This is a genomic window from Pseudomonas agarici (genome assembly GCF_900109755.1).
Classification (GTDB): domain Bacteria; phylum Pseudomonadota; class Gammaproteobacteria; order Pseudomonadales; family Pseudomonadaceae; genus Aquipseudomonas; species Aquipseudomonas agarici.
Window position 1 is genome coordinate 1 of record NZ_FOAR01000009.1, and the last position, 25,943, is coordinate 25,943.

18 protein-coding genes are annotated in these 25,943 nt (G+C 59.8%); 14 read left to right on the forward strand and 4 right to left on the reverse strand.

Translation table 11 applies throughout. From position 1 onward, the window contains the following. The 3 genes from BMX68_RS10340 to aceE form a co-directional block, all read right to left on the reverse strand. Nucleotides 1-273 (reverse strand): transposase (locus tag BMX68_RS10340; protein WP_177178867.1); only part of this gene is annotated, 273 nt, incomplete at its 3' end. A gap of 166 nt (nt 274-439) precedes the next feature. Then, nucleotides 440-2,392 carry a dihydrolipoyllysine-residue acetyltransferase gene (aceF, locus tag BMX68_RS10345; protein ID WP_060783599.1) on the reverse strand — a complete coding sequence of 651 codons (1,953 nt, stop codon included), beginning with the start codon at nt 2,390-2,392 and terminating at the stop codon, nt 440-442. Between the two features lie 11 nt (nt 2,393-2,403). Further along, nucleotides 2,404-5,049, reverse strand: a complete 2,646-nt coding sequence (gene aceE / locus BMX68_RS10350; RefSeq protein WP_017133381.1) for a pyruvate dehydrogenase (acetyl-transferring), homodimeric type — start codon at nt 5,047-5,049, stop codon at nt 2,404-2,406. Between the two features lie 384 nt (nt 5,050-5,433). Here aceE and glnE point away from each other — a divergent pair, with 384 nt between their 5' ends. The 13 genes from glnE to BMX68_RS10415 all read left to right on the forward strand — a co-directional run bounded on the left by glnE (nt 5,434) and on the right by BMX68_RS10415 (nt 22,003). Then, on the forward strand, nt 5,434-8,373 hold the full coding sequence (gene glnE / locus BMX68_RS10355) for a bifunctional [glutamate--ammonia ligase]-adenylyl-L-tyrosine phosphorylase/[glutamate--ammonia-ligase] adenylyltransferase (RefSeq protein WP_017133380.1): 2,940 nt from the start codon (nt 5,434-5,436) through the stop codon (nt 8,371-8,373). Nucleotides 8,374-8,583: 210 nt separating this feature from the next. Beyond that, nucleotides 8,584-9,618 carry a lipopolysaccharide heptosyltransferase II gene (waaF, locus tag BMX68_RS10360; RefSeq protein WP_017133379.1) on the forward strand — a complete coding sequence of 345 codons (1,035 nt, stop codon included), beginning with the start codon at nt 8,584-8,586 and terminating at the stop codon, nt 9,616-9,618. Between the two features lies 1 nt (nt 9,619). After that, nucleotides 9,620-10,684 (forward strand): lipopolysaccharide heptosyltransferase RfaC, encoded by a 1,065-nt coding sequence (gene rfaC / locus BMX68_RS10365; RefSeq protein ID WP_026013333.1) that lies wholly within the window; start codon nt 9,620-9,622, stop codon nt 10,682-10,684. Next, nucleotides 10,684-11,808 (forward strand): glycosyltransferase family 4 protein, encoded by a 1,125-nt coding sequence (locus BMX68_RS10370; protein ID WP_017133377.1) that lies wholly within the window; start codon nt 10,684-10,686, stop codon nt 11,806-11,808. The genes rfaC and BMX68_RS10370 overlap by 1 nt, the downstream gene beginning before the upstream one ends. Further along, nucleotides 11,805-12,611 carry a lipopolysaccharide core heptose(I) kinase RfaP gene (gene rfaP, locus BMX68_RS10375; protein WP_017133376.1) on the forward strand — a complete coding sequence of 269 codons (807 nt, stop codon included), beginning with the start codon at nt 11,805-11,807 and terminating at the stop codon, nt 12,609-12,611. The genes BMX68_RS10370 and rfaP overlap by 4 nt, the downstream gene beginning before the upstream one ends. Next, a complete protein-coding gene (locus BMX68_RS10380; protein ID WP_017133375.1) occupies nt 12,611-13,345 on the forward strand; it encodes a lipopolysaccharide kinase InaA family protein in 735 nt (244 codons plus the stop codon). Before rfaP ends, BMX68_RS10380 begins: the two co-directional genes overlap by 1 nt. Continuing rightward, complete coding sequence (locus BMX68_RS10385) at nt 13,342-14,094, forward strand: lipopolysaccharide kinase InaA family protein (RefSeq protein WP_017133374.1); 753 nt, start codon at nt 13,342-13,344, stop codon at nt 14,092-14,094. Before BMX68_RS10380 ends, BMX68_RS10385 begins: the two co-directional genes overlap by 4 nt. Next, complete coding sequence (locus BMX68_RS10390) at nt 14,094-15,545, forward strand: lipopolysaccharide kinase InaA family protein (protein WP_017133373.1); 1,452 nt, start codon at nt 14,094-14,096, stop codon at nt 15,543-15,545. The genes BMX68_RS10385 and BMX68_RS10390 overlap by 1 nt, the downstream gene beginning before the upstream one ends. 210 nt (nt 15,546-15,755) lie before the next feature. Continuing rightward, nucleotides 15,756-17,513 (forward strand): carbamoyltransferase family protein, encoded by a 1,758-nt coding sequence (locus BMX68_RS10395; RefSeq protein ID WP_017133372.1) that lies wholly within the window; start codon nt 15,756-15,758, stop codon nt 17,511-17,513. A gap of 36 nt (nt 17,514-17,549) precedes the next feature. Next, nucleotides 17,550-18,446 carry a GNAT family N-acetyltransferase gene (locus BMX68_RS10400; RefSeq protein ID WP_017133371.1) on the forward strand — a complete coding sequence of 299 codons (897 nt, stop codon included), beginning with the start codon at nt 17,550-17,552 and terminating at the stop codon, nt 18,444-18,446. Beyond that, a complete protein-coding gene (locus tag BMX68_RS10405) occupies nt 18,443-19,855 on the forward strand; it encodes a PIG-L deacetylase family protein (protein WP_017133370.1) in 1,413 nt (470 codons plus the stop codon). The genes BMX68_RS10400 and BMX68_RS10405 overlap by 4 nt, the downstream gene beginning before the upstream one ends. 113 nt (nt 19,856-19,968) lie before the next feature. Next, nucleotides 19,969-21,114 carry a glycosyltransferase family 4 protein gene (locus BMX68_RS10410; RefSeq protein WP_017133369.1) on the forward strand — a complete coding sequence of 382 codons (1,146 nt, stop codon included), beginning with the start codon at nt 19,969-19,971 and terminating at the stop codon, nt 21,112-21,114. A gap of 4 nt (nt 21,115-21,118) precedes the next feature. Next, nucleotides 21,119-22,003 carry a glycosyltransferase gene (locus BMX68_RS10415; protein WP_017133368.1) on the forward strand — a complete coding sequence of 295 codons (885 nt, stop codon included), beginning with the start codon at nt 21,119-21,121 and terminating at the stop codon, nt 22,001-22,003. 64 nt (nt 22,004-22,067) lie between these two features. Here BMX68_RS10415 and BMX68_RS10420 read toward each other — a convergent pair whose 3' ends face one another. Then, the gene (locus tag BMX68_RS10420; RefSeq protein WP_026013332.1) at nt 22,068-23,927 is read right to left on the reverse strand and encodes a bifunctional O-antigen ligase/aminoglycoside phosphotransferase family protein; all 1,860 of its coding nucleotides are present in this window, start codon (nt 23,925-23,927) and stop codon (nt 22,068-22,070) included. A 158-nt stretch (nt 23,928-24,085) separates the two neighbouring features. Between BMX68_RS10420 and msbA the strand changes: the two genes are divergently transcribed. Continuing rightward, on the forward strand, nt 24,086-25,891 hold the full coding sequence (gene msbA, locus BMX68_RS10425) for a lipid A export permease/ATP-binding protein MsbA (protein ID WP_017133366.1): 1,806 nt from the start codon (nt 24,086-24,088) through the stop codon (nt 25,889-25,891). The last annotated feature ends 52 nt before the right edge of the window (nt 25,892-25,943 follow it).

Below are 25,943 nucleotides of genomic sequence, written 5' to 3' on the forward strand. Positions count from 1 at the left end.
TTCGATATTGCGCCGGCACTCGGCTTCGAGGCGCCGTGATGAACGGATCCGCTGGAAATAACCGTAGAGGTAAAGTTTTAGCTGATCGGCTGGATCGTAAGAAGGCCGGCCGGTGCTTTTGGGAAGTGCTTTATCAAAGCCTAGTCGCACCAGATCCAGTTTGGAGACGTAAAGGTCGATAACGCGAACGAGGTGATCCTCGGGGATCAACTCTTCCAGCGATACCGGAAACAGGCTGGTCTGGCTGCGGGACTGTCCCTGGATGTAAGCCATAACGAAAAATGCTCCGTATCTTTCGATACGGAGCATTTTCTTCGAGCACTGCGCAGATTGCTAGGTTTTCACACAGTCTGAGTCGGCGGGGTTGAGGTACGAGCGTGGCGCTCGGAAATCGATGCGACGAACCCGACCTCCTCGCGAGAGAAGGCCGGGTGATGGGCTACAGCAGGATAGTCCGGATATCCGCCAGCAGGTCGCTCAGGCGTTTGGTGAAGCGTGCCGCCGCGGCACCGTTGATCACGCGGTGATCGTAGGACAGCGACAGTGGCAGCATCAGTTTCGGCTGGAAGGCTTTGCCGTCCCAGACAGGCTGGATGGTTGCCTTGGAAACACCGAGGATCGCCACTTCCGGCGCGTTGACGATCGGCGTGAAGCCGGTGCCGCCAATGTGGCCGAGGCTGGAAATGGTGAAGCAGGCGCCTTGCATGTCGTCGGCGGTGAGCTTCTTGTCGCGGGCCTTGGCGGCCAGCGCAGCGGCTTCGGCTGCCAGTTGCAACAGGTTCTTCTGGTCGACGTTCTTGATGACCGGTACCAACAGGCCCTCAGGGGTGTCGACGGCGAAGCCGATGTGCACATACTTCTTACGGATGATCGCCTTGGCGCTTGGCGCCAACGAGCTGTTGAAGTCCGGTAGCTCCTTGAGCAGGTGCGCACAGGATTTGAGCAGCAGCGGCAGGATGGTCAGCTTGACGCCAGCCTTCTCCGCAACGGCTTTCTGCGCAATCCGGAACGCTTCCAGCTCGGTGATATCCGCCGAATCGAACTGAGTCACGTGCGGAATGTTCAACCAGCTGCGGTGCAGGCTCGACGCGCCGATCTGCATCAGGCGAGTCATCGGCACTTCTTCGGTTTCACCGAAGCGGCTGAAGTCCACGACCGGAATCGGCGGGATACCCGCGCCGCCGGTTGCACCGCCTGCGGCGGTCGGTGCTTGCTTGGCCTGCTGCATCATGGCTTTGACGTAAACCTGCACGTCTTCCTTGAGCACGCGACCGTGCGGACCGCTTGGGCTGACCGAGCTCAGCTCAACGCCGAACTCGCGAGCCAATTGGCGCACGGCCGGGCCCGCGTGGACCTTGGCACCGGGTTTGGCCGGTGCGGCGGGCGCGACGGCGGCTGGAGCCGCTTCGGCCTTGGTGGCCGCAGGTGCAGGTGCAGGTGCGGCAGCGGCCGGAGCAGCCGCAGGCGCTGCCCCTTTGACTTTCAGTTTCAGGATCAGGTCGCCAGTACCCACCTCGTCGTCTAGCTTGATGGCAACGCTTTCCACCACGCCAGCGGCAGGCGATGGAATTTCCATGCTGGCCTTGTCGGACTCCAGGGTGATCAGCGACTGGTCGGCGGTGACGGTGTCGCCTGCCTTGACCAGCACTTCGATGATCTTGGCCTTGCCCGACGAACCGATATCCGGGACGTGAATATCCTGAACGCTGTCGGCCACCGGTGCGCTTGGGGCTGCCGTGGCTGGCGCCGGAGCAGCGGCGGCAGGTGCGGCAGCCTGAGCGGGGGCGGCGGCAGCCGGTGCTGCCGCGCCCGCTACTTCCAGGTCCAGGATCAGGTCGCCGGTGCCGACTTCGTCGTTGAGCTTGACGCTGATGCTCTTGACCACGCCAGCGGCGGGCGATGGGATTTCCATGCTGGCCTTGTCGGATTCCAGGGTGATCAGCGATTGATCAGCCTCGATGGAGTCGCCGACCTTGACCGAGATCTCGATGATCTGGGCCTTGCCCGCCGAGCCGATATCCGGAACGTGCACTTGCTGGGTAGTGGCGGCGGCAGGCGCGGCGGCAGGCGCCGGAGCCGGGGCTGCTGGCGCCGCAGCCGGTTTGGCGTCAGCCTTGGCCGCCGGTGCGCTGCCAGCCGCGGGGGCCGTGGCAGCGCCACCTTCGGCTTCCAGCTCAAGCAGTTCGTCGCCTTCTTTCAGGCGGTCGCCCAGCTTCACTTTCAGGCTCTTGATGATGCCGGCCTTCGGCGCAGGCACTTCCATGCTCGCCTTGTCCGATTCCAGCGTGAGGATGCTCTGGTCGGCTTCGATGCGATCGCCGACCTTCACAAACAATTCAATGACTTCACCTTCACCGCTGCCGATGTCAGGTACGCGAATGAGTTCGCTCACGGGGTGTCTCCTCAGCAGTCCAGGGGGTTGCGTTTTTCCGGGTCGATCCCGAACTTGACGATGGCTTCGGCCACCACTTTAGGTTCGATGTCGCCACGGTCAGCCAAGGCTTCCAGGGCTGCCAACACCACGAAATGACGATCGACCTCGAAGAAGTGACGCAGCTTCTTACGGCTGTCACTGCGGCCAAAACCGTCGGTACCCAGGACCTTGAACTCCTTGGAAGGGACCCACTGGCGGATCTGTTCAGCAAACAATTTCATGTAGTCGGTAGAAGCAATCACCGGACCCTTGCGACCGTTGAGGCATTCTTCGACATAGCTCAGCTTCGGCTTCTGGCCGGGGTGCAGGCGGTTGCTGCGTTCCACCGCCAGGCCGTCGCGGCGCAGTTCGTTGAAGCTGGTCACGCTCCAGACATCGGCGCCGACGTTGAATTGCTCGCGCAGGATCTTCGCCGCTTCACGTACTTCGCGCAGAATGGTGCCGGAGCCCATCAGTTGCACGTGGTGAGCCGCTTCCTTGGTGTCTTCTTCGAGCAGGTACATGCCCTTGATGATGCCTTCCGGAGCACCGGCTGGCATGGCCGGCTGTTGGTAGGACTCGTTCATCACGGTGATGTAGTAGAAGATGTCCTGTTGCTCTTCGGTCATCTTCTTCATGCCGTCCTGGATGATCACCGCCAGCTCGTAGCCGTAGGTAGGATCGAACGTGCGGCAGTTAGGGATGGTGGCGGCCAGGATATGGCTGTGACCGTCTTCGTGCTGCAGGCCCTCGCCGTTCAGCGTGGTTCTACCGGCGGTGCCGCCGATCAGGAAGCCACGGGTACGGCTGTCGCCGGCGGCCCAGGCCAGGTCGCCGATCCGCTGGAAGCCGAACATCGAGTAGAAGATGTAGAACGGCAACATCGGCTGGTTGTGGCTGGAGTACGAAGTACCGGCGGCAATGAAGGAGCTCATGGCGCCCGCTTCGTTGATGCCTTCTTCGAGGATCTGGCCCTTCTTGTCTTCTTTGTAGAACATCACCTGGTCTTTATCGACTGGCTCGTAGAGCTGGCCGACGGAGGAGTAGATGCCCAACTGACGGAACATACCTTCCATACCGAAGGTACGGGCTTCGTCCGGGATGATCGGGACGATGCGTGGGCCGATTTCCTTGTCCTTGACCAGTTGCGCGAGAATTCGCACGAAAGCCATGGTGGTGGAAATTTCACGGTCGCCGGAGCCGTCGAGGATAGCCTTGAGGGTATCGAGGGACGGTGTCGGCACGCTGAAGCTCTGGGCGCGCCGCTGTGGCACGAAACCGCCCAGCGCGGTACGACGTTCGGCCAGGTAACGGGCTTCGGCGCTGCCTTCTTCCGGCTTGAAGAACGGCAGGTGTTCGAGGTCGGCGTCCTTGACCGGGATGTCGAAGCGGTCACGGAACAACTTCAGGCTGTCGACATCGACTTTCTTGGTGTTGTGCGCGGTGTTTTTCGCTTCGCCGGCACCGGTGCCATAACCCTTGATGGTCTTGGCCAGGATGACGGTCGGTTGTTCCTGGTGGTTAACCGCTTCGTGATACGCCGCGTAGACCTTGTACGGGTCGTGGCCGCCACGGTTGAGCTTCCAGATCTCGTCGTCGGACAGATCGGCGACCATTGCTTTGAGTTCTGGGGTGTTGAAGAAGTGCTCGCGGACGAACGCGCCGTCCTTGGCCTTGTAGTTCTGATACTCGCCGTCGATGACTTCGTCCATGCGCCGCTGCAGGATGCCGTCGACGTCCTTGGCCAACAGTGGGTCCCAGAAGCGGCCCCAGATGACCTTGGTGACGTTCCAATGGGCGCCACGGAACACGCCTTCGAGTTCCTGGATAATCTTGCCGTTGCCGCGAACCGGACCATCGAGGCGCTGCAGGTTGCAGTTAATGACGAAGATCAGGTTGTCCAGCTTCTCGCGGCCAGCCAGGGAAATGGCGCCGAGGGATTCCGGCTCGTCGCACTCGCCGTCACCCAGGAAACACCAGACTTTCTGCTTGCCCTGCGGGATGAAGCCACGGGCTTCCAGGTACTTCATGAAACGTGCCTGGTAGATCGCCTGGATCGGGCCCAGGCCCATGGATACGGTGGGGAATTGCCAGAAATCGGGCATCAGCCAAGGGTGCGGGTAGGACGACAGGCCCTGACCGTCGACTTCCTGGCGGAAGTTGTTCATCTGTTCTTCGCTGATGCGCCCTTCCATGAACGCGCGGGCGTAGACGCCAGGCGAGGTATGGCCTTGGAAGTAGATCAGGTCACCGCCGTGCTCGTCGGTCGGGGCCTGGAAGAAGTAGTTGAAACCAATGTCATACAGGGTAGCGCTGGAGGCGAAACTGGAGATGTGACCGCCCAGGTCAGAATCTTTCAAGTTCGTGCGCATTACCATGGCCATTGCGTTCCAGCGCACCAGCGAGCGAATGCGGCGTTCCATGAACAGGTCGCCAGGCATGCGTGCTTCGTGGGTGACGGGAATCGTGTTGCGATACGGCGTGGTGATGGCGTAGGGCAGTTGCGAACCGCTACGGGTCGCGAGTTCGCCCATACGGGTCATCAGGTAGTGAGCACGGTCTTCGCCTTCTTTGTCGAGAACCGATTCCAGGGCGTCCAGCCATTCCTGGGTTTCGACGGGATCGAGGTCTTGCATGGCTTGCTCCAGGGCGGAAAGGCTTCCAGAATCGGTTGCCTGAGTTTGCGACTGGCCTTGTGGGCAGACGACATAAAGTCTTGGATGGTCCGGAGGTTGTTCCGGCGGGCCTGTAGTTTTACTACAAATCGTCGAGCATTTCAGCTTTCCGAATGTATAGACGAGTAGTAAAACTACAGATCAGCGAGCGAAAACTTCCTGTTACGTTGTGAGAATAATCGATATTGTTGGTCGAAAATAAACATTATCAGGTAGACGCTTGATGCTGACTGCCAAAAAAAAGCGATTATCAGCTATTTCTAACTTTTGTTCGACAGGCCTTTTCAGTGTGTGTTTCTTGCCGTCACAGTTTACGGCTGTTTGTTCGACGATCAAGGATAGACCATGAGCGTACCTGCACGAGCCGTTTTGCCAAGCATTCTCCTGCCTTTTGTCCGCCGCGCCGAGCAGTCGTTGCGCGCTGCGGTCGCCACGCTGGACGACGATCATGGACTGGCCGGCTGGTCGCCCGAACGCTGGACGGACTTCGCCAGGGTCAGCGCCGCGAGCGACTTTTTTATTGAACAGTCGGTTCGTGACCCTTTGATGTTGCTGGAGCTGGTGCAGTTCGGAGATCTGGATCGCGGATTCGCCCCGGGGGAAATGTGTGGGCAGATCGCCGCCGCGGCGCAGCAGGCCGACAGTGAGGATGAGTTGGGGCATGTATTACGGCGCCAGCGGACCCGCCAGCAGGTGCGGATTATCTGGCGCGACCTGACGCGCCAGGCGGACCTGATGCAGACCTGTCGCGATCTCTCGGACCTGGCCGATGCCAGTATCGACCAGGCCTACCGGTGGTTATATCAGCGCCATTGCCTGCAGTTCGGCACGCCCACCGGTCGACGCAGCGGCGAGCCACAGCAGATGGTCGTCCTCGGCATGGGCAAGCTCGGGGCCATGGAGTTGAACCTGTCCTCCGACATTGATCTGATCTTCGCTTACCCGGAAGGCGGCGAAACGGTTGGAGTCAAGCGCCCGTTGGATAACCAAGCGTTCTTTATCCGCCTGGGGCAGCGGTTGATCAAGGCGCTGGACCCGATCACTGTGGATGGTTTTGTCTTTCGCGTCGACATGCGCCTGCGGCCCTACGGTTCGGCTGGGGCGCTGGTGCTGAGCTTCAATGCGCTGGAACAGTATTACCAGGACCAGGGCCGTGATTGGGAACGTTACGCGATAATCAAGGCCCGAGTCGTGGCCGGCGACCAGGTAGCGGGTGCGCAGTTGCTGGAAATGCTGCGACCGTTCGTCTACCGGCGGTACCTGGACTTTTCTGCAATCGAGGCGTTGCGCACCATGAAGCAACTGATCCAGCAGGAAGTCCGTCGTAAAGGTATGGCCGAGAATATCAAGCTGGGCTCCGGCGGGATCCGTGAGGTCGAGTTCATTGCCCAGGCCTTCCAACTGATTCACGGCGGGCGTGACTTGAGCCTGCAACAACGGCCTTTGCTGAAAGTCCTCGCTACCCTGGAGGGCCAGGGCTATTTGCCACCGGCGGTGATTGCCGAGTTGCGCGATGGTTACCAATTCCTGCGCTACACCGAGCACGCGATCCAGGCGATTGCCGATCGCCAGACCCAGATGCTGCCCGCCGACGAGACGGATCAGGCGCGCATTGCCTTTATGCTCGGCTTCGACAATTGGGCGGCGTTCCATGAGCAATTGATGTACTGGCGTGCTCGGGTCGACTGGCACTTCCGCCAGGTCATCGCCGACCCAGATGAGGAAGACGGGGAAGAATGTCAGGTCGCCGTAGGCGCAGAGTGGCTACCGCTATGGGAGGAGATCCGGGATGAAGAGGCCGCTTGTCGTCAATTGGAGGAGGCTGGGTTCAACGACGCGCCCAAGGCGCTGAAGCAACTGGCGGCATTGCGCGCCAGCCCGCAATTGCGCGCCATGCAACGCCTCGGTCGCGAGCGCCTGGATGCCTTTATCCCACGCTTGCTGGCCCAGGCGGTCGAGCAGGCCAATCCAAACCTGGTGCTGGAGCGAGTACTGCCCTTGGTCGAGGCAGTTGCACGGCGTTCCGCCTATCTGGTGCTGCTCACGGAAAACCCCGGCGCGCTGCGCCAGTTGTTGACCTTGTGCGCCGCCAGTCCATGGATTGCCGAGCAGATTACCCGCTTCCCGATGTTGCTGGACGAATTGCTCAACGAAGGCCGGCTATTCAAGCCGCCGTTGGCGCCGGAGTTGGCCGCCGAATTACGCGAGCGCTTGACGCGGATTCCCGAGGACGACCTCGAACAACAGATGGAGGCCTTGCGCCACTTCAAGCTGGCGCATCGGCTACGGGTTGCCGCCTCGGAAATCTCCGGCAGCCTGGCGCTGATGAAGGTCAGCGATTACCTGACCTGGCTCGCCGAGGCAATCCTGGAGCAAGTGCTGGCCCTGGCCTGGCGCCAGACTGTCGGCAAGTATGGCTCGCCGCGACGGGCGGATGGCAGCCTGTGCGACCCCGGCTTTATCATTGTCGGTTATGGCAAGGTCGGCGGGATCGAACTGGGGCACGGTTCGGATCTCGACCTGGTATTTATCCATGATGGCGACCCGATTGCCGAGACCGATGGCGCCAAGCCCATCGACACTGCGCAGTTCTTCACTCGGCTGGGACAGCGGATCATTCACCTGCTGACTACCCAGACCAACTCCGGCCAGCTCTATGAAGTGGATATGCGCCTGCGGCCATCCGGAGCTTCCGGCCTGTTGGTCAGTTCCCTCGGGGCATTCGAGCGTTATCAGCAGAACGAGGCCTGGACCTGGGAGCATCAGGCGCTGATCCGCGCCAGGGTACTGGTGGGTTGCCAAGGCGTTGGGAGGCGCTTCGAGAAGGTCCGCGCGGCAGTGCTGGGGCGCGAGCGGGATCTGCCGACCTTGCGCCAGGAGGTCAGCGAGATGCGCGCCAAGATGCGTGACAACCTCGGCAGCAAGGCGACTGTGGCCGGCACGGCGGCCAATGCCTTTGACGCCTCGGCACCCTTCGACCTCAAGCAGGACGCCGGAGGTATCGTCGATATTGAATTTATGGTGCAATACGCGACTTTGGCCTGGTCGAAAGAGCACCCGGCGTTACTGCGCTACACGGATAACATTCGCATTCTTGAGGGATTGGAGCTGGCCGGGCTGATCCCCGCGAGCGATGCTGCCCTGCTGCGCGAGGCCTACAAGGCCTACCGTACCGCTGCCCATCGCCAGGCCTTGCAGAAAGAAGCCGGCGTCATCGGCGGCGACCAGTTTGTGGTCGAGCGCCGCGATGTGATGCGGATCTGGGCCGAGCTGGGACTAAGCTAGTAGCCTGTATGGTGAGTTCGTTAGCTCAAGTTCGATGCCAGAAGCCCATGGCCAGGGCGCTGTGACGAGCCATAGCCCGCTATGGCAAGAAACAGCAACGCCGGTCGGGACTTCTGGCGCCGAAATTGACTCACAGAACCAGCCTACAGGCCACTGGACACGCAAAGACCGGGGAGGCCGCAGGCCTCCCTGATCGTTTCCGGGATATTTATGAAGATTCTCATCGTAGGGCCCAGTTGGGTCGGTGACATGGTGATGGCTCAGACACTGTTCCAGTGCCTGAAACAACGTCACCCACAGTGCGAGATCGATGTGCTGGCCCCCGAGTGGAGCCGCCCGATCCTCGAACGCATGCCCCAAGTGCGTGCGGCCTTGAGCTTTCCGCTCGGTCACGGTGTCTTGGAGCTGGCTACTCGGCGCAGGATCGGCAAATCCCTGGCTGGCCAGTATGATCAGGCGATCCTGTTGCCCAACTCGCTGAAGTCGGCGCTGGTGCCATTTTTTGCCGGCATTCCGAAACGCACCGGCTGGCGCGGCGAATTGCGCTACGGCCTGCTCAATGATGTGCGCAAGCTGGACCCGCAACGCTACCCGCTGATGATCGAACGGTTCATGGCCCTGGCCTATGAATCGGGGATCGAGCTGCCGACGCCTTATCCCCGACCGAACCTGCGCATCGACCCGGCCAGTCGCGCAGCGGCACTGGGTAAGTTCGAGCTGGTGCTGGATCGCCCGGTCCTGGCCTTGTGCCCGGGTGCCGAATTCGGTGAGTCCAAGCGCTGGCCGGCGGAGCATTACGCAAAAGTCGCCGAGGCGAAAATTCGCGAGGGTTGGCAGGTCTGGCTGTTCGGCTCGAAGAATGACCATGGGGTTGGCGAAGATATTCGCCAGTGGCTGATTCCCGGCCTGCGGGAAGAGTCGGTGAACCTCAGCGGCTCGACTTCGTTGGCCGAGGCCATCGATCTGCTGTCCTGCGCCGACGCGGTGGTGTCCAACGACTCCGGCCTGATGCACGTCGCTGCGGCGTTGAACCGCCCGCTGGTGGCCGTCTATGGTTCGACTTCCCCAGGCTTCACCCCGCCCTTGGCGGACCAGGTGGAAATCGTCCGGTTGGGCCTCGATTGCAGTCCGTGTTTTGATCGTACCTGCCGGTTCGGGCATTACAACTGTCTGCGCCAACTGATGCCGGCCTCCGTGAACGAAGCCTTGCAGCGCCTGCAAGGCGCCCCGGTCGAGGTCGAGTAAGTTGCGAGTATTGCTGGTCAAGACGTCTTCCCTGGGGGACGTGATCCATGCCCTGCCGGCGCTCACCGATGCGTCCCGGGCCATTCCCGGTATCCGTTTTGACTGGGTGGTCGAGGAGAGCTTCGCCGAGATCCCAAGCTGGCATCCGGCGGTGGACAAAGTGATTACAGTGGCGATCCGTCGCTGGCGCAAGAACCTTTGGCAGGCCGTCAGGAGCGGCGAGTGGAAGCGTTTCAAGCAAAGCCTGCGCGCAACGAAATATGACCTGGTGATCGATGCCCAGGGCCTGGTGAAAAGCGCGTTCCTGACCCGTTATGCGAAAGCGCCGGTCGCCGGGCTGGACAAACAGTCGGCTCGCGAGCCCCTGGCCAGCCGTTTCTATTCCCGGCGCCTGGCGGTGGCCCGTGGGCAGCACGCGGTCGAGCGGGTCCGACAACTGTTCGCCGTGGCCTTGGGGTATGACTTGCCCAAGGGGTTGGGCGATTACGGGTTGGATGTCGACAAACTGGTGGTGTTGCCGCGTAGCAAGACGCCGTTCGTGTTGTTCCTGCATGGCACCACTTGGGACACCAAACACTGGCCCGAGGCTTACTGGCGCGAGCTGGCCGAACGCATGGGACAACTGGGCCTCGAGGTGAGATTGCCTTGGGGCAATCCGGCCGAAAAGGCCCGCGCCGAGCGTATTGCCCGTGGCCTGAAGCATGCGGTGGTACTGCCGAAGCTGAACCTTGCCGGGGTGGCGAAGGTCCTGGCCGACGCCAGCGCCTGTGTGGCGGTGGATACCGGCTTGGGTCACTTGGCCGCGGCGCTGGATGTGCCGACCCTGTCGCTGTTCGGTCCGACCAATCCGGGCCTGACCGGCGCCTACGGCAAGTCGCAGGTTCATCTGGCGAGCAATTTTAGCTGTGCGCCCTGTCTGCAAAAGCACTGCACCTATGTGCCGACCCCTGAAGATCAGCGGCGATTCGACTTGAAGCGCGAATCGCCGCTGTGCTTTACGCGGCTTGATCCCGAGCGTGTCGTCAGCCGATTGAGCGCGTTGTTACTGGCTGAGGAGCGACACTGATGCAACTGGCTTTTGTCCTTTACAAGTATTTTCCCTTCGGCGGACTGCAGCGAGATTTCATGCGTATCGCCCTGGAGTGCCAGCAGCGCGGTCACGCCATTCGTGTTTATACGTTGATCTGGGAAGGGGATATTCCACCCGGCTTCGAAGTGCTGGTGGTGCCGGTCAAGGCGTGGTCTAACCATCGGCGCAACGAAAAACTCAGCGCCTGGATGGCAGCCGACCTGGCCCAGCGCCCGGTGGATCGGTTGATCGGTTTCAACAAGATGCCCGGCCTGGACGTGTATTACGCCGCCGACGGCTGCTTCGAGGACAAGGCACAAAATCTGCGCCATTCGTTGTACCGTCGCTGGGGTCGCTACCAGCACTTCGCCGAATACGAAAAAGCGGTGTTCGCCAAAGGGGCGAAGACCGAGATCCTGATGATTTCCGAAGTCCAGCAGCCATTGTTCATCAAGCACTACGACACACCGCCGGAACGTTTTCACCTGCTGCCGCCGGGGATTGCCCAGGACCGCCGGGCGCCGGCTAATGCCGCCGAGATCCGCGCCGGGTTCCGCCGCGAATTCAAGCTGGCGGACGACGATTGTCTGCTGGTGCAGATTGGCTCCGGGTTCAAGACCAAGGGCGTCGATCGCAGTCTCAAGGCACTGGCGGCCCTGCCGTCGGCGTTGAAAAAACGCACCCGGCTATTTGTCATCGGTCAGGACGACCCCAAGGTATTCCAAGTGCAGAGTGCCGCGCTGGGACTGGGCGAGCACGTGCGATTTCTCAAGGGGCGCAGCGATATCCCGCGCTTCCTGCTGGGCGCCGACCTGTTGATCCACCCGGCCTACAACGAAAATACCGGCACCGTGTTGCTTGAGGCCCTGGTCTCGGGGTTGCCGGTGCTGGTCAGCGCGGTCTGTGGCTATGCCCACTACATTACCGAGGCCGCTGCTGGGTTGGTACTGGACGAGCCTTTCGAGCAGAACCAGCTCAATCAATACCTGAACCGGATGCTGTCCGACGAGACGGCACGCACGACATGGAGCCGCAACGGTCTGGCCTTCGCCGAGACGGCTGATCTCTATAGCATGCCGCAGCACGCGGCGGACGTGATTTTGGCGGAGCCACAGCGATGAAGTTGATCCTTGCCGAACCCTTCAAGAGCCTCTGGGCCGGGCGCGATGCCTTCGCCGAGGTCGAGCAGTTGCAGGGCGAGGTTTATCGTGAGCTGGAGGCCCGGCGGACTTTGCGCACGGAAGTCGCCGGGCGTGGCTATTTTGTGAAAATTCACCGTGGCATCGGTTGGCGCGAGATCTTCAAGAACCTGTTGACCGCGAAGATGCCGGTACTGGGGGCCGGCCAGGAGTGGCGGGCTATCCAGTGCCTGCGCCAAGCCGGAGTGCCCACCATGACGGGTGTGGCCTACGGTGAGCGTGGCAGTAATCCGGCTGGCCAGGATTCGTTTATCGTCACCGAAGAATTGGCGCCGACCATCAGCCTCGAAGACTTCACCCTGCAATGGTCCATACAGCCGCCCGAACCCCGGCTCAAGCATGCGCTGATTGCCGAGGTGGCGCGCATGACCGCTGGCATGCACAGGGCCGGGCTCAACCATCGCGACTGTTATATCGCCCATTTCCTGCTGCATACCGACAGGCCGGTGACGGCCGATGACCTGCGGCTTTCGGTCATCGATCTGCATCGTGCGCAGGTTCGCCCGAGCATCCCGCGCCGCTGGCGCGACAAGGATCTGGCGGGATTGTATTTCTCGGTGCTGGATATCGGCCTTACCCAACGCGACAAGCTGCGTTTCCTGCGAGGCTATTTCCGCCAGCCGTTGCGCCAGATCCTGCGTGACGAGGCGCGGTTGCTGACCTGGCTGCAAAGCAAGGCCGACAAGCTATACAAACGCAAACAGCGTTACGGGGACGCGCTCTGATGTCCGGGTGGAAGCTGGAACCTGAGTATGCGGCGCTGGCCGATGATTTCGGCAGTCTCAAGGCCGTGTTCGCCCTGGAGGGCGAGCACCTGACCCGTGATCCGTTGTCCGAAGTCATCCGGGTCCGGCGCGATGGTGTGAACTATTACGTCAAACGCTATATCGGTGCGGGCAAGGGCATGCGCCGCTACGTGGGCAAACCTCGGGTGAAGTCCGAATGGCAGAACCTCAAGCGTTTCGCCAAGTGGGGGATTCCAACCGCCGATGTGGTCGGCTGGGGCCTGGAGCGCCGAGGCGCGGCCTATCATCGCGGCGCGATGATCACCCGCGAATTGCCCAATACCGAAGACCTGTCGGCCTTGGCCAATCGCCACGATCCGTTGTTGCGCGACCGTGCCTGGGTCGATGGCATCAGCCGGCAATTGGCGCAGTATACGCGGATCATGCACGATCAACGGTTTACCCATAACGACCTGAAGTGGCGCAATCTGTTGGTCGACGACCAGGCCCGTCTGTTTCTGATCGATTGTCCCAACGGCGAGTTCTGGCGGGGCTTCTGGCTGCGCTATCGGATTACCAAGGATCTGGCCTGCCTGGACAAGGTCGCCAAGTATCAGCTGTCGGCGACCCAACGACTGCGTTTTTACCTGCAGTATTGCCAGCGCAGCCGACTGAATGCCGCGGATAAAAAGCGGATTCGACATGTACTGAGATTCTTCGAGGGGCGCGAATGAGCGATTTCCTGGCGGCGACGGACCGCGCATTGCTGGAGCGTAACGGCCTCGGCGACTTTGATGCTTTGTGGGCCATCGAACTCGATGCGGTGGATGAGCCCAATACCAGTGGCGGCGGCTGGAGCCGCGTGTTTCGCCTGGAGCTGGAAGGCCAGAGGTATTACCTCAAGCGCCAGAGCAATTACTTGACGCGGACCCTGCACAGGCCCTTGGGCGAGCCGACCCTTGCCCGCGAGTTTCGCAATATCAGCCGTTACCAGCGGTTGGGCATTCCGGCGTTGCAGGCGGTGTTTTTCGGTGAGCGCAACGTGCAGGGTGAGCGCCGGGCGATGCTGTTGACCCGGGCGCTGGACGGTTGGAACGATCTGGATTCGCTGCTGGCACAGTGGGCGCAGATGAGGCCGGATCGGCGCCAAGCGATCTTGCGTGCCTGCGGCCTGTTGGCCCGACAGCTGCACGCCTTGCGCCAGGTCCATGGTTGTTTTTATCCCAAGCATATTTTTCTGCGGCCGGTGACCGACGATTACCAGGCGCAATTGATCGACCTGGAGAAAACCCGGCCATTGCTGTTTGGCCGACGTGATCGGGTCAAGGATTTGGAGCCGCTGATGCGGCGCGCGCCGATGTGGAGCGAGAGCGAAGTAGGCACCCTGCTGGCGGCTTATCTCGATCAACCGCTGGACAGCCCGTTGGTGGCTGCCTGGCTTAGGCACCTGGATACACGTCGCGGCAAAAAAGGAAATCGTTGATGCGTTTATCCGACTTGAAGTCCGCCGGACGCACGCCAGTCTTGCCCTTGAGCATTGACCTGGCGGATGCCGCCGGGTCCGGGCAGTTGCAACTGCTCAGCCTGCTGCGCGTGCTGCCTGGCCAGCGTTATGTCGGAGCTGGGGTTTGGCGCGGTCGCACAGTGCTGGCCAAGCTGTTGGTGGGCAACAAGGCGGCCCGGCACTTTCAGCGCGAATTGCGAGGTGTGCGCTTACTCGCCGAACAAGGACTGACCACGCCACTGCTACTGGCCGACGGCTTGCGGGAAGGTGAAGGCGGTTGGTTGTTGTTCGAATTCCTCGAGGGGGCCGAAAGCCTGGCCCAAGCCTGGCAGCGAGTCGAGTCGCTACCGCTGCTGGCGGATGAGCAGCAGCAGGTGCTGGCTGAGGCACTGAGCGCCATTGCGCAGATGCATGGCCAAGGTGTGTGGCAGGAAGACCTGCACCTGGACAACCTGCTGCGCCATGGCGCCAAACTGTATTTGATCGACGGTGCTGGGGTTTGTGTCGAGCAGGCCGGCAAAGCGCTGTCACGGCAGAAGGTACTGGAGAACCTCGGGGTGTTCTTCGCACAATTGCCCAAATCTTTCGCGCCGTTTATCGAAGAGTTGCTGGTGCATTATCTGCTGAACAATGCCGAGCACGCGTTGCCGTTGGAGGCCTTGCTCAAGCAGGTCGAAAAAATTCGTGGCTGGCGCCTGAAAGACTTTCTCGCCAAGGTCGGGCGTGACTGCACGCTGTTCAGCGTGCGGAGCGGACCATTCGCCTTGCGGGCCATTCGCCGCGAGGAAGAGGTGGCTTTGCTGCCGGTGCTGGCTCAGGCCGATGCCTTGCTCGACCGGGGACATCTGTACAAGACCGGTGGCGCGGCCAGCGTCGGTCGGGTCGAAGCGGGTGGCCGCACACTGGTGGTCAAACGCTACAATATCAAGGGCTTCACCCATTGGCTCAAGCGCTTCTGGCGCCCGAGTCGCGCCTGGCATTCCTGGCGCGAAGGTAATCGCCTGGCGTTTCTCGGGATCGCCACGCCCAGGCCGCTGGCGGTGCTGGAGCGGCGTTTCTGCTGGTTACGCAGCCGCGCTTACCTGGTGACGGAGTATCTGGCCGGACCCGATATCATCGAGCGTTTTGCGCCTTATGTGGAGTCCGGCGCGGCACCGGAAGCGGAACTGCTCGCCCTGGACCAGTTGTTTATCGAGCTGATTGGCGAGCGCATCAGTCACGGTGACTTCAAGGGACACAACCTGTTCTGGCATGAAGGGCGCTGGGCGCTGATCGATCTCGACTCGATGCATCAACATCGCTCCAACCACAGCTTTGCACCGGCCTATGCGCGGGACCGTGCGCGCTTCATGCGCAACTGGCCCGAGAACAGTGCCTTGTACCGCGTGATCGACGCTCGACTGCCCAAGACCATCGCGTCAGCCCACTGAGCGAGTGACCGCCCTGGCGCCCTGGGCAGGGGCGATCAGCTGCTTGTGGCGCCGAAATCGACTAACAGAACCAGCCACACAGGCCGCTAGAGGCTTGCCGGTGCTTTTACGCTATAATCCCGCCCTTTAGCTGTTTCTTGCCCTTGGCGAGAACACATTTACTGTGGCGCATCGCCGCCCGCCTGCAGACTTTAAAGAGGCTAGACCCCTGTGGCATTGACGATTCTTGGCCTGTCCGGCGCCCTTAGCCATGATCCTTCCGCGGCCTTGTACATCGACGGCAAGCTTATTGCGGCCGCCGAAGAAGAGCGCTTCGTCCGCGATAAACATGCAAAGAACCGCATGCCCTACGAATCGGCGAAGTTCTGCCTGGAACAGGCCGGTATCAAGCCATCCGACGTTGATGTAGTGGCGATCCCGTTCGCGCCGATCAGCTTGTTCGGCAAGGCCCGCTGGCACTACGCCAAGCGTTACTGGTACGCCCCGGATCGTGCCCTTGACGCGATCCTGATGGGCAACCGGCGCTACAAGCGTTATCGCAATAAAATCGTCTGGTGCCTGGAACAACTGGGCTTCGATCGGAAGAAAATCAAGATCGAGCCGGTCGAGCATCACCTGGCCCATGCTTCCAGCGCCTATCACTGCTCTGGCTTCAAGGAGAAGACCGCAATCCTCGGGATCGACGGCAAGGGCGAGTACGCCACGACCTTTTTCGGCTACGGTGAAAACGGCAGGATCCATAAGATCAAGGAGTTTTTCGATCCGGATTCGCTGGGCGGCCTGTATGGCGCAATCACCGAGTTCCTCGGCTTCGAAATGCTCGACGGCGAATTCAAGGTCATGGGCATGGCCCCTTACGGCGATGCCAACCAGTACGATTTTTCGCGTCTGGCCTCGTTTGAAAACGGCGAGCTGGTGATCAATACCGACTACGCCAACGTGATTGGCTTGCGTCGCTACAAGGAAAAGGGCAAGGGCTTCTACTTCTCGCCGAAGTTGATCGAGTGGCTGGGCCCCAAGCGCGAAGGCGATATCGCCGACGAGCCGTATATTCATTACGCGGCCAGCATGCAGGCGCTGTTCGAGAAGCTCGCCTTGCAGATGATCGACCATTACCTGGGCGACGTCCTCAAGGAAACCGGCAAGCTGGCGTTCGCTGGCGGCTGTGCGCTGAATGTCAAGCTGAACCAGAAGATCATTGCCCGCGACGACGTCAAGGAACTGTTCGTGCAGCCGGCCTCCGGCGATGCCGGCACGGCGGTCGGCGCGGCGGCCTATGTGTCCCACGCCCGTGGCGTGCCGGTGGAGAAGATGCAGCACGTCTACCTGGGGCCGTCCTACAGCAACGAAGACGTGATCGCGGCCTGTGCCCGTCATGCCAATGCGCCGAAGTGGCGCAAGCTGGACAACATGCCGGAGCAGATCGCCAAGATCATGGTCGACGGCAACCCGGTGGCTTGGTTCCAGGGGCGCATGGAGTTTGGTCCGCGTGCCTTGGGCGGTCGTTCGATCATCGGTTGCCCGAGCGTCGCCGGCGTGGCGGATCGGATCAACCATCAGATCAAGTTTCGCGAGCGCTGGAGGCCTTTCTGCCCGTCGATGCTCGACACCGTGGCGCCGCAGATGATCAAGATCGATCACCCGGCGCCGTTCATGACCTTCACCTTCGAAGTGGCGCAAGAGTGGAAGACCCGAGTGCCGGAAGTCGTCCATGAGGATGGTACTTCCCGTGCCCAAGTGCTCAAGCGCGAATACAACCCGCGCTACTACGACATGATGAAGGCCCTGGAAGTCCTGACCGGCAACGGCGTGTCGCTGAACACCTCACTCAATCGTCGTGGCGAACCGATGATCTGCTCGCCGACCGATGCCTTGAACATGTTCTTCGGCTCCGATCTGCAGTATCTGATCATGGAAGACATCCTGGTGGTCAAAGACGGTGCGAATGCTTATGACACGCTCGGCTGAGCGTCGTCTGCCAGGGATTAGTAGGGTGCCAGCTTGATGCTCAATCGCCTGCAAGCCTGGCGCGAACGCGGCTGGACCGCCGTTGACGCGGCCACCTATGCCGCCGCCTGGCAGCGCTTCGGCGGGAGCGTGGCGACTCACCCCATGGTTGTCGAGCGTCTGGCGCAGTTGGCGCAGATTCCTGTGCGTTACCTGGGTTGGGAACAGGATGGCGAAATAAAAGCGTCGATTGCTACCTGGGGACGTGATCTGGCGTTGTCCAAGGATGTTCTCAAGCGCCAGGGCAAGAAAGGCCTGTTCGATCTGGGCAACGCGGAGCTGATCCTGCCGATAGCCACCGATGTCCAGGTGCCCCTGCGCCATCGGGCGCGCTATTTGTCGAGTTTGAATGAGGGGCGTATCGGCACGCTCAAGGCGCAGGCCGAGCAATTGGCCATGGCTCGTGAGCCTGAGGAACTGTCGAAGAAGTTTCGCTATAACCAGCGTCGTGAACTGCGCCTGCTGGAAGAGGCCGGTGGCGCGGTGCGCCCTGTCAGTGAATTCAGTAGTAAGGAACTGGCGGCGATCTATTGTGATCTGTTTCGGCGGCGCTGGGGGTTTGCCGCTACGGGGGTCGAACGCATGGCCGAGGTGCTGGAGTTGTTGCGCGAGTTACTGATCGGCTCGGTGCTGTTGCTCAACGGTGCGCCGATTGCCATACAACTGGTGTATCGCGCCGAGTCGCCGAGGTGGATCAGTGTCGAATACATTAACGGCGGAGTCGACCCCGAAACCCGCGCCTTCAGCCCCGGTAGCGTACTGAGTTTCCTCAATACCCAAGCCGCCTGGGAGCAGGCGCGGCTCAGCGGCAAGCCCCTGCGGTTTTCGTTCGGGCGGGCGGATCGGGAATACAAGGATCGGTGGTGTCATCCTGTGTCGGTTTATCAGGTATGAGTCGTAAACAGCAACTTCTCAGGCGTCATCGGCGTAATAAGCGTATTGGGTTGGTGCTCGTCTTGCTGTTGTTGATGGCCACCGGTATTTGGGTGGATGGATGGATTGTGCCGCTGTGCGCCGTGCTGCTGTGGTGCGCTCACGAAGCCTGGTTTGCCGACCATTTATTTTATTCGCCCAAGGCGAACTACCACTATCGTTTCCCTCCGGACAGTGAGCGCGCCTCGGTGCTGCTCAACGGTGAATGCCTGCTGCTGAACACACCGATATCCTTCGATGGCAGCGAGACGCTGGTGCTGGAGGTTCGAGTCGCATGTTCCTGGTTGGGGCGCTTGATCGATCCCGTGATCGAACTGCTGGGAGGCCAACGTCCCGACCGGCAGACCTTCGAGCGGGGCGTCAAGGGAGTGCGCTACCTCAACCTCAGTGGTCAGGCCGATGCGCTGTCTGGAGGCGCCCTGCGATTGACCGGTCGGCGTTGCCGAATTCTCGGGCAACCGCAGTTGTGGGTGTTTCGTCATCCGGATTACCGTCGCCAGCGAGTCATGGTGATCGCGCCTCATGCCGACGATGCGGAGCTGGCTGCATTTGGGTTGTACAGCCAGGCGGATGAGGCCTGGATCGTGACCCTGACAGCGGGTGAGATCGAATCCGAGCATTACCGTAAAATGGGTATTGAGCCGGCCGAGGCGTCGCGGCTCAAGGGGCGTTTGCGAGCGTGGGACAGTATCGCTGTACCGCAATGGGCCGGTGTCGCTCCGTCTCGTTGTATACAACTGGGTTACTTCTGCATGCAGCTACCGTCAATGCAGGCTACACCTGATCTGCCGGTCCCTTCCCTGGAAGCCAACCTTCGTGATACCCGTTTGTTCCGCCGGTTCAATCCGTTCCTGTTGCCTGGCGACGCAGATGGTGCTCCAACTTGGAATCGATTATTGGATGATCTGCGTGCCTTGTTGGTCAAGGCCCGGCCCGATGTACTGGTCTTGCCTCATCCGGTGCTCGATCCGCACCCGGATCATATCTGCAGCCATGCTGCCGTGCTCGAAGCGCTTGAAGGCCTGAAGTGGCAGCCGCGGGTGATTTTGGGTTACGCCAATCATTTGCATGACAATGATCGTTGGCCAATGGGCCGCTCAGGTCAGGGAGTGGCTCTGCCGCCAGTGCTCGATTCGACAGCTGTGCTGGAGCCGTATTCCCTTGAGCTTTCCACTCAATGCCAATTGGACAAGGCCATGTCGTTGGGCATGATGCATGATTTGCAACCCCGTCCACCCTTCAAGCGTCGTCTTCGTGGTTTCCTGCAACGCTGGCTGGCCGGGCGTGTGCCGTCGCCATATGGAGAAAACGAGTATTTTCGCAAGGCGGTGCGACGGCATGAATTGTTCTGGCGGATAAAGCGCCCATAAGGCGCAAAAGCCCTCAGGTTCCTGTATTTTGCACCAAGTCCAGGTGTCAGATTCGCAGGATCGACGAGCGAGTTTGACCCGCATGTGCCACGAGATGGCAGCAGGAAAGGTATATGAAATCGCGTTACAAGGTTCTGCAGCTACAGCCGGACTACAACGTCAAGGCCAACGATTTTGCCGATCTGGGTGAGCAGATCGTCAAGGCGCTGCCCAAGGCGCGTTTTGAAGTGACCTCGGGTTTCCTCAGTGGCCGTCCCGCGCAGGGCGAGCCTGTGAGTGTGGCCAGTCATTCGCATTACTTCGAGCTGCCGGAAAGTGCTCTCAAGGGGGTGCGCCTAAAGGCTATGTGGCGTATCTACCGGTATTGTCGTGAACAGCAGTTCGATGTAGTGATCTGCAATCGCTTCAAGTCCGTGAACATGATGCTACAGCTCAACCGTTGGTTGAAGATTCCGTTGTGCATCGGTATTTCCCACGGTTTCGGCGAGTACGACCGAGGCTACCGGCGTCGGCAGACCCAGCGCTGGGTGAGTCCTGCCTGGCGTTTCGTCGGGGTTTCTCCGGCTGTTCGGGAGTACTTGGTCGGTCTGCGTTGCGGCTTTACAGAAAGTAATACGGTGGCGATTACCAATGCCATCGATATTGTCCAGGCTGAAGGATTGCAACACCCACGCCTCAGAGCCCGAGAGCTGCTGGGATTACCGGCGGATGCCCGCCTGGTAGGCGCCCTGGGACGCTTGGTGCCGATCAAGGGGCACGTGCACTTGTTGCAGGCTTTTGCCGGCTTGAAGGACGACTACCCTCAGGCTCAGGTCGCCATTATCGGCGCAGGGCGGGAAGAGGCCAATTTGCGTCGGGAAATCGAGCGTCTCGAGTTGACGGGGCGGGCGCATCTGGTGGGGTTTCGCGAAGATGCTCTGCAATATGTGCGAGCATTCGATATCTGGACGATGCCCTCCCTGAACGAGGGGCTGGGTCTGGCCCTGTTGGAAGGCATGAGTGGGCATTTGCCGATTATCGCTTCGAACGTGCCTGCCATGTTACCGCTGATTCAGGGGGCAGGCGGTCTTTCCCACGAGCCGGGCAACGTCGAGCAATTGAAAGCAGCGTTGGGGGCCTACCTCACCCTTGATGACGACGCGCTACGGGCCAAGGGTGAAGAAGCCTTCCGCTATCTTCAGCGCGAGCACGACATTGAGGAGTTTCGTCAACATTATTTGGACTTGATAGAGTCCGGTCTGAGCCAGTCAGGTAACTAGGTACATGAGCGAAAAACAACCGCTGGTGACGGTGATCATTGCATCGTACAACCATGGCAGGTACATCGAAAAAAGCATCCTCAGCGTGCTGGGGCAGACTTATCCAAACATCGAGCTGTTGGTGGTCGACGACGGCTCGCCCGATGACAGTGTCGAGCGAATCCGTCGCCTTCAGGCCGAGCATGGTTTTGACTTCCAGGTTCAGCCAAACCAGGGATTGACCAAGACCCTCAATGGTGCTATTGCCCGTGCCAAAGGTAGCCTGATCGTTTCATTCGGTTCCGATGACATCATGTTCCCGGATCGTATCGCCATCCAAGTGGCCTACATGGATGGCAAGCCCGAAGTGGGGATTTGCGCCGGCAATATTGAGTTGATTGATGGTGACGGAAATCTACTGCCGGAAAAGCGCCAGCGTCGCGATATCCCCTTCCGGCGGCTCAATTTCGATGAAATGTTCATGGATCTCAAGCCGTTTCCACCGGCCCCGACATTGATGATGCGCCGAGAGGCGCTGGACAAGGTTGGTGGGTTCGACCCGGATATCCCACTGGAAGACCTGCTGATCGAACTCAAGATCACCCATGCCGGTTATTACATCGATGCGTTAAATGTGTGCATGGCCCAATACCGTCAACATGCTACCAATTCGTACAAGAATCACAGGTTCATGATCGAGAACATTCTTAAGACTTATGCGTTGTTCCGTGATCACCCCGCTTACGATGCCGTGCGTTATGACTTCCTGAACTCGATGTTCCTCAAGACGTCGAACCGGGACCGGGTATTGGCTCGAGAAATACTCCAGCAAATTCCGTTCAAGTATTTTGGCCGTAAGACCTTGCGCGGTTTGGGGCGTCTGATTTTCTCTGCCAAAGAAACCGGCTGAGGCCCCGACCGTCCTGACTAGGACAGTGTCACGGCGCTGCTCGTGGGGCGCGCCGTTTTCTGCGTTAGGATTTTTGCAGCGAGAGCTGTTGAGCCTCTATGTGGCGCCGCATGTTGTCGATGGCTTTGTCCGAGGCCAATGTCTGGTAACCATTCAACAGTTGTTCGAAGTGCTCTTCGAAGAGCCAGCTTCGGTCTTGTGGGTAACGCTGCATATGACGCAGGTTGCGTACACGCAATTCGTGGCTGAGCGCTGAGGGCAGAATGCGCATGTCCGCCACATCGATCAGGCCGAATTCTCCATCGTCCATCAACAGCACATTTCCCAGATGCAGTGAGCGGAAGTAGACCCCACGTTCATGCAGTTGGGCCATAAAGCGCCCGAACCGCTGCATCAGTGCCTGACGAAGGCTGGCATCGAGGCTCTGCAGGGTCTGGCGCAGGGTTTGTCCTGGAAGTGGCTGATAATGGACGGCGTCGCTGCCGTCTGGCAGGTTATACAGGGCAAGCACGCGAGGCGCGGGAATGCGCAGCGCCAACAAACGTGCGCTGTTGACGGCGAAACGCTGCGAATAGGGATTGAAATTACCTGAGGTATACCAGCGTCGTGGGCGAAACAGCTTCAAGAAAGTTTTATCTTCCAGGCGCAACACTTTAGGGCCTAGCCCATCAGCCTCGATGATCTCGGCGTTGTGGCATTGCCGTGCGAAGGCCTCTGGCTTGAGTCGCTTGGGGCGCAGCATCAATAAGTTGTCAGATCGACGAGCGATATGCAGGCTGGCAATCAGGGCCAGGGGGATCCAGAGTAAAAACCAATGCTCCCGTGGCCGTGACAAGATCCCGCCACCTTCGGTCAGGCCGGCGCCGATTCCATAGACCAGCATCGTGGAAGCGAGAACGAACAGCGGCTGATGGCGTTGCCTGAAACTGCTGAAGAGTCCCCAGGCCAGCATGAACAGCCATGGTAGCAAGCCGACCAGGCCGACGTAATAAAGGACGCCCAGCGCAAAGCTGTGAGGCTCTCGCAATAAAAAATCTACGCCGATATCCAAGTATAGCTTCGAGTCGTAGCCATGCCCGATCCAGGGGTGTTCGCCAATGTGCTGCAGGGACAGGTTCCAGAGCTCGAAGCGATAGGAGTTGCCCCGCGCGCCTAGCAACTCCGGTATGGCCAGCAGGACAACGGCGGCAGTGAGCAAGAGGCTGCAAACCAATATCAGGGTGCGACGATTCCAATGCGTGATACTCAGCCAGACGATAGCGAGTGTTAGTGCCACCAGAGGCGTTCGTGAGCCGGTGGCCATGATGGCAAGGAACATCACCACCAGTGCCGGAACGCTCAAGTACAAGGTCTGAAGTCGCTGGGTAGTGATGCAGGTGGATAACCAGTAGATGCAGAAGAACCCGAAAACATGGGAGCTCAACAGCGGATTATCAAAGGCGCCTGCACCCACCATGCGTTCACCGGGTGTATAGCCGTGAGCGAACCGCGCCAGATAGACCGTGGTAGCGCCCAGGGCGATGATAGCGGCACTGAACATCACGACTTTCAAGGCTTCTCCGCGGTATTGCAGCAGCAGCGCGCAACCGGCGAACAGCATCAGCGTCTGGAGGGGAATTTTCATCATCCCGTAATCAGGCTGTTCAGGGGGGCTCCAGAGCAGGCTCAGACAGGCCCAGAGACCGAAGGCTGCGAACCCGATAATCAATGGTTCACGCAGTAGCGTCGTTACTTCAGTTGGGCGCAAGCACAGCAACAGTAAAGTGGGTATGGCAAATAAGCTCAGGTAGAGCGAAGTCAGGGCCGAACGTCCCGAAAGTACGAACATTCCGCACAGCAGCATCAGATAGCCGGCAGGAAGAACCCATAGACAAAGAAAATCGAAGGTGCGGTTTAAAGCATAAGTGAGGCGCTTGGATTGCATGTAGGAAAGACATTCCACAAAAGATAGTGCCGATCATCATAGATGGATGGCATTTTAATGTCATTGGTCGTGGGGAGGGCCATCGACACGCGCAGTGTGCAAGTACACCAGAGAAGCTGTGCTAAAGTCAGCCTCCTTTTTCACAAGCGCCGCGTGATATGACCGACTCCCGTCTCAGCGCAAGCCCTTCGAGCTTGAAGATATACCTCCGTTTACTCAGTTATGTCCGGCCTTACGCGGGTCTGTTCGCGTTGAGTATCCTCGGGTTCCTTATATTCGCTTCGACCCAGCCGATGCTTGGCTACATCCTCAAGTATTTCGTCGACGGCCTGTCCAATCCCCAGGCCTCGCTGTTCCCCAGCGTTCCCTACCTGCGCGACTTGCAACTGCTGCAGGCGGTGCCGCTGCTGATCGTGCTGATTGCCGGCTGGCAAGGACTCGGGTCCTATCTGGGCAACTACTTTCTGGCGAAGGTGTCGTTAGGATTGGTGCATGATCTTCGGGTGCAGTTGTTCAATAACCTGCTGACCTTGCCCAACCGCTATTTCGACAGCCACAACTCCGGTCATCTGATCTCGCGTATCACTTTCAATGTGACCATGGTCACCGGGGCGGCCACGGATGCAATCAAGGTGGTGATCCGCGAAGGCATGACCGTGGTGTTTCTGTTTCTTTCGTTGCTGTGGATGAACTGGCGTCTGACGCTGGTCATGATAGCGATACTGCCGCTGATCGCAGTGATGGTCAGCTCCTCGAGCAAGAAATTTCGTAAGCAGAGCAAGCGTATCCAGGTCGCAATGGGTGATGTCACCCATGTCGCCTCGGAGACCATCCAGGGTTATCGTGTAGTGCGCAGCTTCGGTGGCGAGGCCTATGAACGGCAGCGATTCCTCGAGGCCAGCCAGGGCAATACCGACAAACAACTGCGCATGACTCGTACCGGAGCGATCTACACTCCATTGCTGCAACTGGTGATCTACAGTGCCATGGCGGTGTTGATGTTCCTGGTGTTGTTTCTGCGTGGCGATGCTTCTGCAGGCGACATGATTGCCTATATCACTTTGGCTGGGTTGTTGCCTAAGCCGATTCGCCAGCTCTCCGAAGTCAGTTCGACCATCCAGAAAGGTGTCGCGGGGGCTGAAAGCATTTTCGAGCAGTTGGATGTCGAGTCCGAAGTGGACGGCGGCACCATTGAGCGTGAAGCGGTCAGCGGTCGCCTGGAAGTGCGTAATCTGAGCTTCACTTATCCGGATACCGATCGGCAGGTCTTGAGTGATATCAGCTTTACCGTCGAGCCGGGCCAGATGATCGCTTTGGTTGGGCGCTCTGGTAGTGGCAAGTCGACGCTGGCGGCCCTGATTCCTCGTTTCTATCATCATGATACGGGTGAAATTCTTCTCGACGGTGTCGAGATCGAAGATTATCGCCTGTTGAACTTGCGTCGGCACATTGCCCAGGTGACCCAGCATGTCACGTTGTTCAGCGATACCGTGGCCAATAATATTGCCTATGGGGACCTGGCGGGCGCTCCTCGTGCTGATATCGAGGCCGCCGCCGCCGATGCCTATGCAAAAGAGTTCATCGAGCAGTTGCCCCAGGGCTTCGATACCCAGGTAGGCGAAAACGGCGTGTTGCTGTCTGGCGGCCAGCGCCAGCGCCTGGCGATTGCCCGCGCTTTACTCAAAAATGCGCCGTTGTTGATTCTCGACGAGGCGACCTCGGCCCTCGACACCGAGTCGGAGCGGCATATCCAGGCAGCGCTGGACCAGGCCATGAAGGGGCGCACTACGCTGGTGATCGCTCACCGACTTTCGACCATCGAGAAAGCCGATCTGATCCTGGTCATGGATCAGGGGCGTATTGTCGAGCGGGGTAGTCATGCCCAACTGTTGGCGCAGAACGGCTACTATGCGCGGCTCAACGCCATGGGGCTCGATGATCCGGCTCCTGTTGACATTGTTTGAGCGACGATGGGGCAGGCGATATGTAAGGCTAGTTTGCTTTTTTTGTGTGAAC

Excerpts from the sequence above, each read along its gene's own strand:
- aceE (WP_017133381.1), bottom strand. The coding sequence starts at position 5,049 with ATGCAAGACCTCGATCCCGTCGAAACCCAGGAATGGCTGGACGCCCTG.
- glnE (WP_017133380.1), top strand. The coding sequence starts at position 5,434 with ATGAGCGTACCTGCACGAGCCGTTTTGCCAAGCATTCTCCTGCCTTTT.
- waaF (WP_017133379.1), top strand. The coding sequence starts at position 8,584 with ATGAAGATTCTCATCGTAGGGCCCAGTTGGGTCGGTGACATGGTGATG.
- BMX68_RS10370 (WP_017133377.1), top strand. The coding sequence starts at position 10,684 with ATGCAACTGGCTTTTGTCCTTTACAAGTATTTTCCCTTCGGCGGACTG.
- rfaP (WP_017133376.1), top strand. The coding sequence starts at position 11,805 with ATGAAGTTGATCCTTGCCGAACCCTTCAAGAGCCTCTGGGCCGGGCGC.
- BMX68_RS10380 (WP_017133375.1), top strand. The coding sequence starts at position 12,611 with ATGTCCGGGTGGAAGCTGGAACCTGAGTATGCGGCGCTGGCCGATGAT.
- BMX68_RS10385 (WP_017133374.1), top strand. The coding sequence starts at position 13,342 with ATGAGCGATTTCCTGGCGGCGACGGACCGCGCATTGCTGGAGCGTAAC.
- BMX68_RS10390 (WP_017133373.1), top strand. The coding sequence starts at position 14,094 with ATGCGTTTATCCGACTTGAAGTCCGCCGGACGCACGCCAGTCTTGCCC.
- BMX68_RS10400 (WP_017133371.1), top strand. The coding sequence starts at position 17,550 with ATGCTCAATCGCCTGCAAGCCTGGCGCGAACGCGGCTGGACCGCCGTT.
- BMX68_RS10405 (WP_017133370.1), top strand. The coding sequence starts at position 18,443 with ATGAGTCGTAAACAGCAACTTCTCAGGCGTCATCGGCGTAATAAGCGT.
- BMX68_RS10410 (WP_017133369.1), top strand. The coding sequence starts at position 19,969 with ATGAAATCGCGTTACAAGGTTCTGCAGCTACAGCCGGACTACAACGTC.
- BMX68_RS10415 (WP_017133368.1), top strand. The coding sequence starts at position 21,119 with ATGAGCGAAAAACAACCGCTGGTGACGGTGATCATTGCATCGTACAAC.
- BMX68_RS10420 (WP_026013332.1), bottom strand. The coding sequence starts at position 23,927 with ATGCAATCCAAGCGCCTCACTTATGCTTTAAACCGCACCTTCGATTTT.
- msbA (WP_017133366.1), top strand. The coding sequence starts at position 24,086 with ATGACCGACTCCCGTCTCAGCGCAAGCCCTTCGAGCTTGAAGATATAC.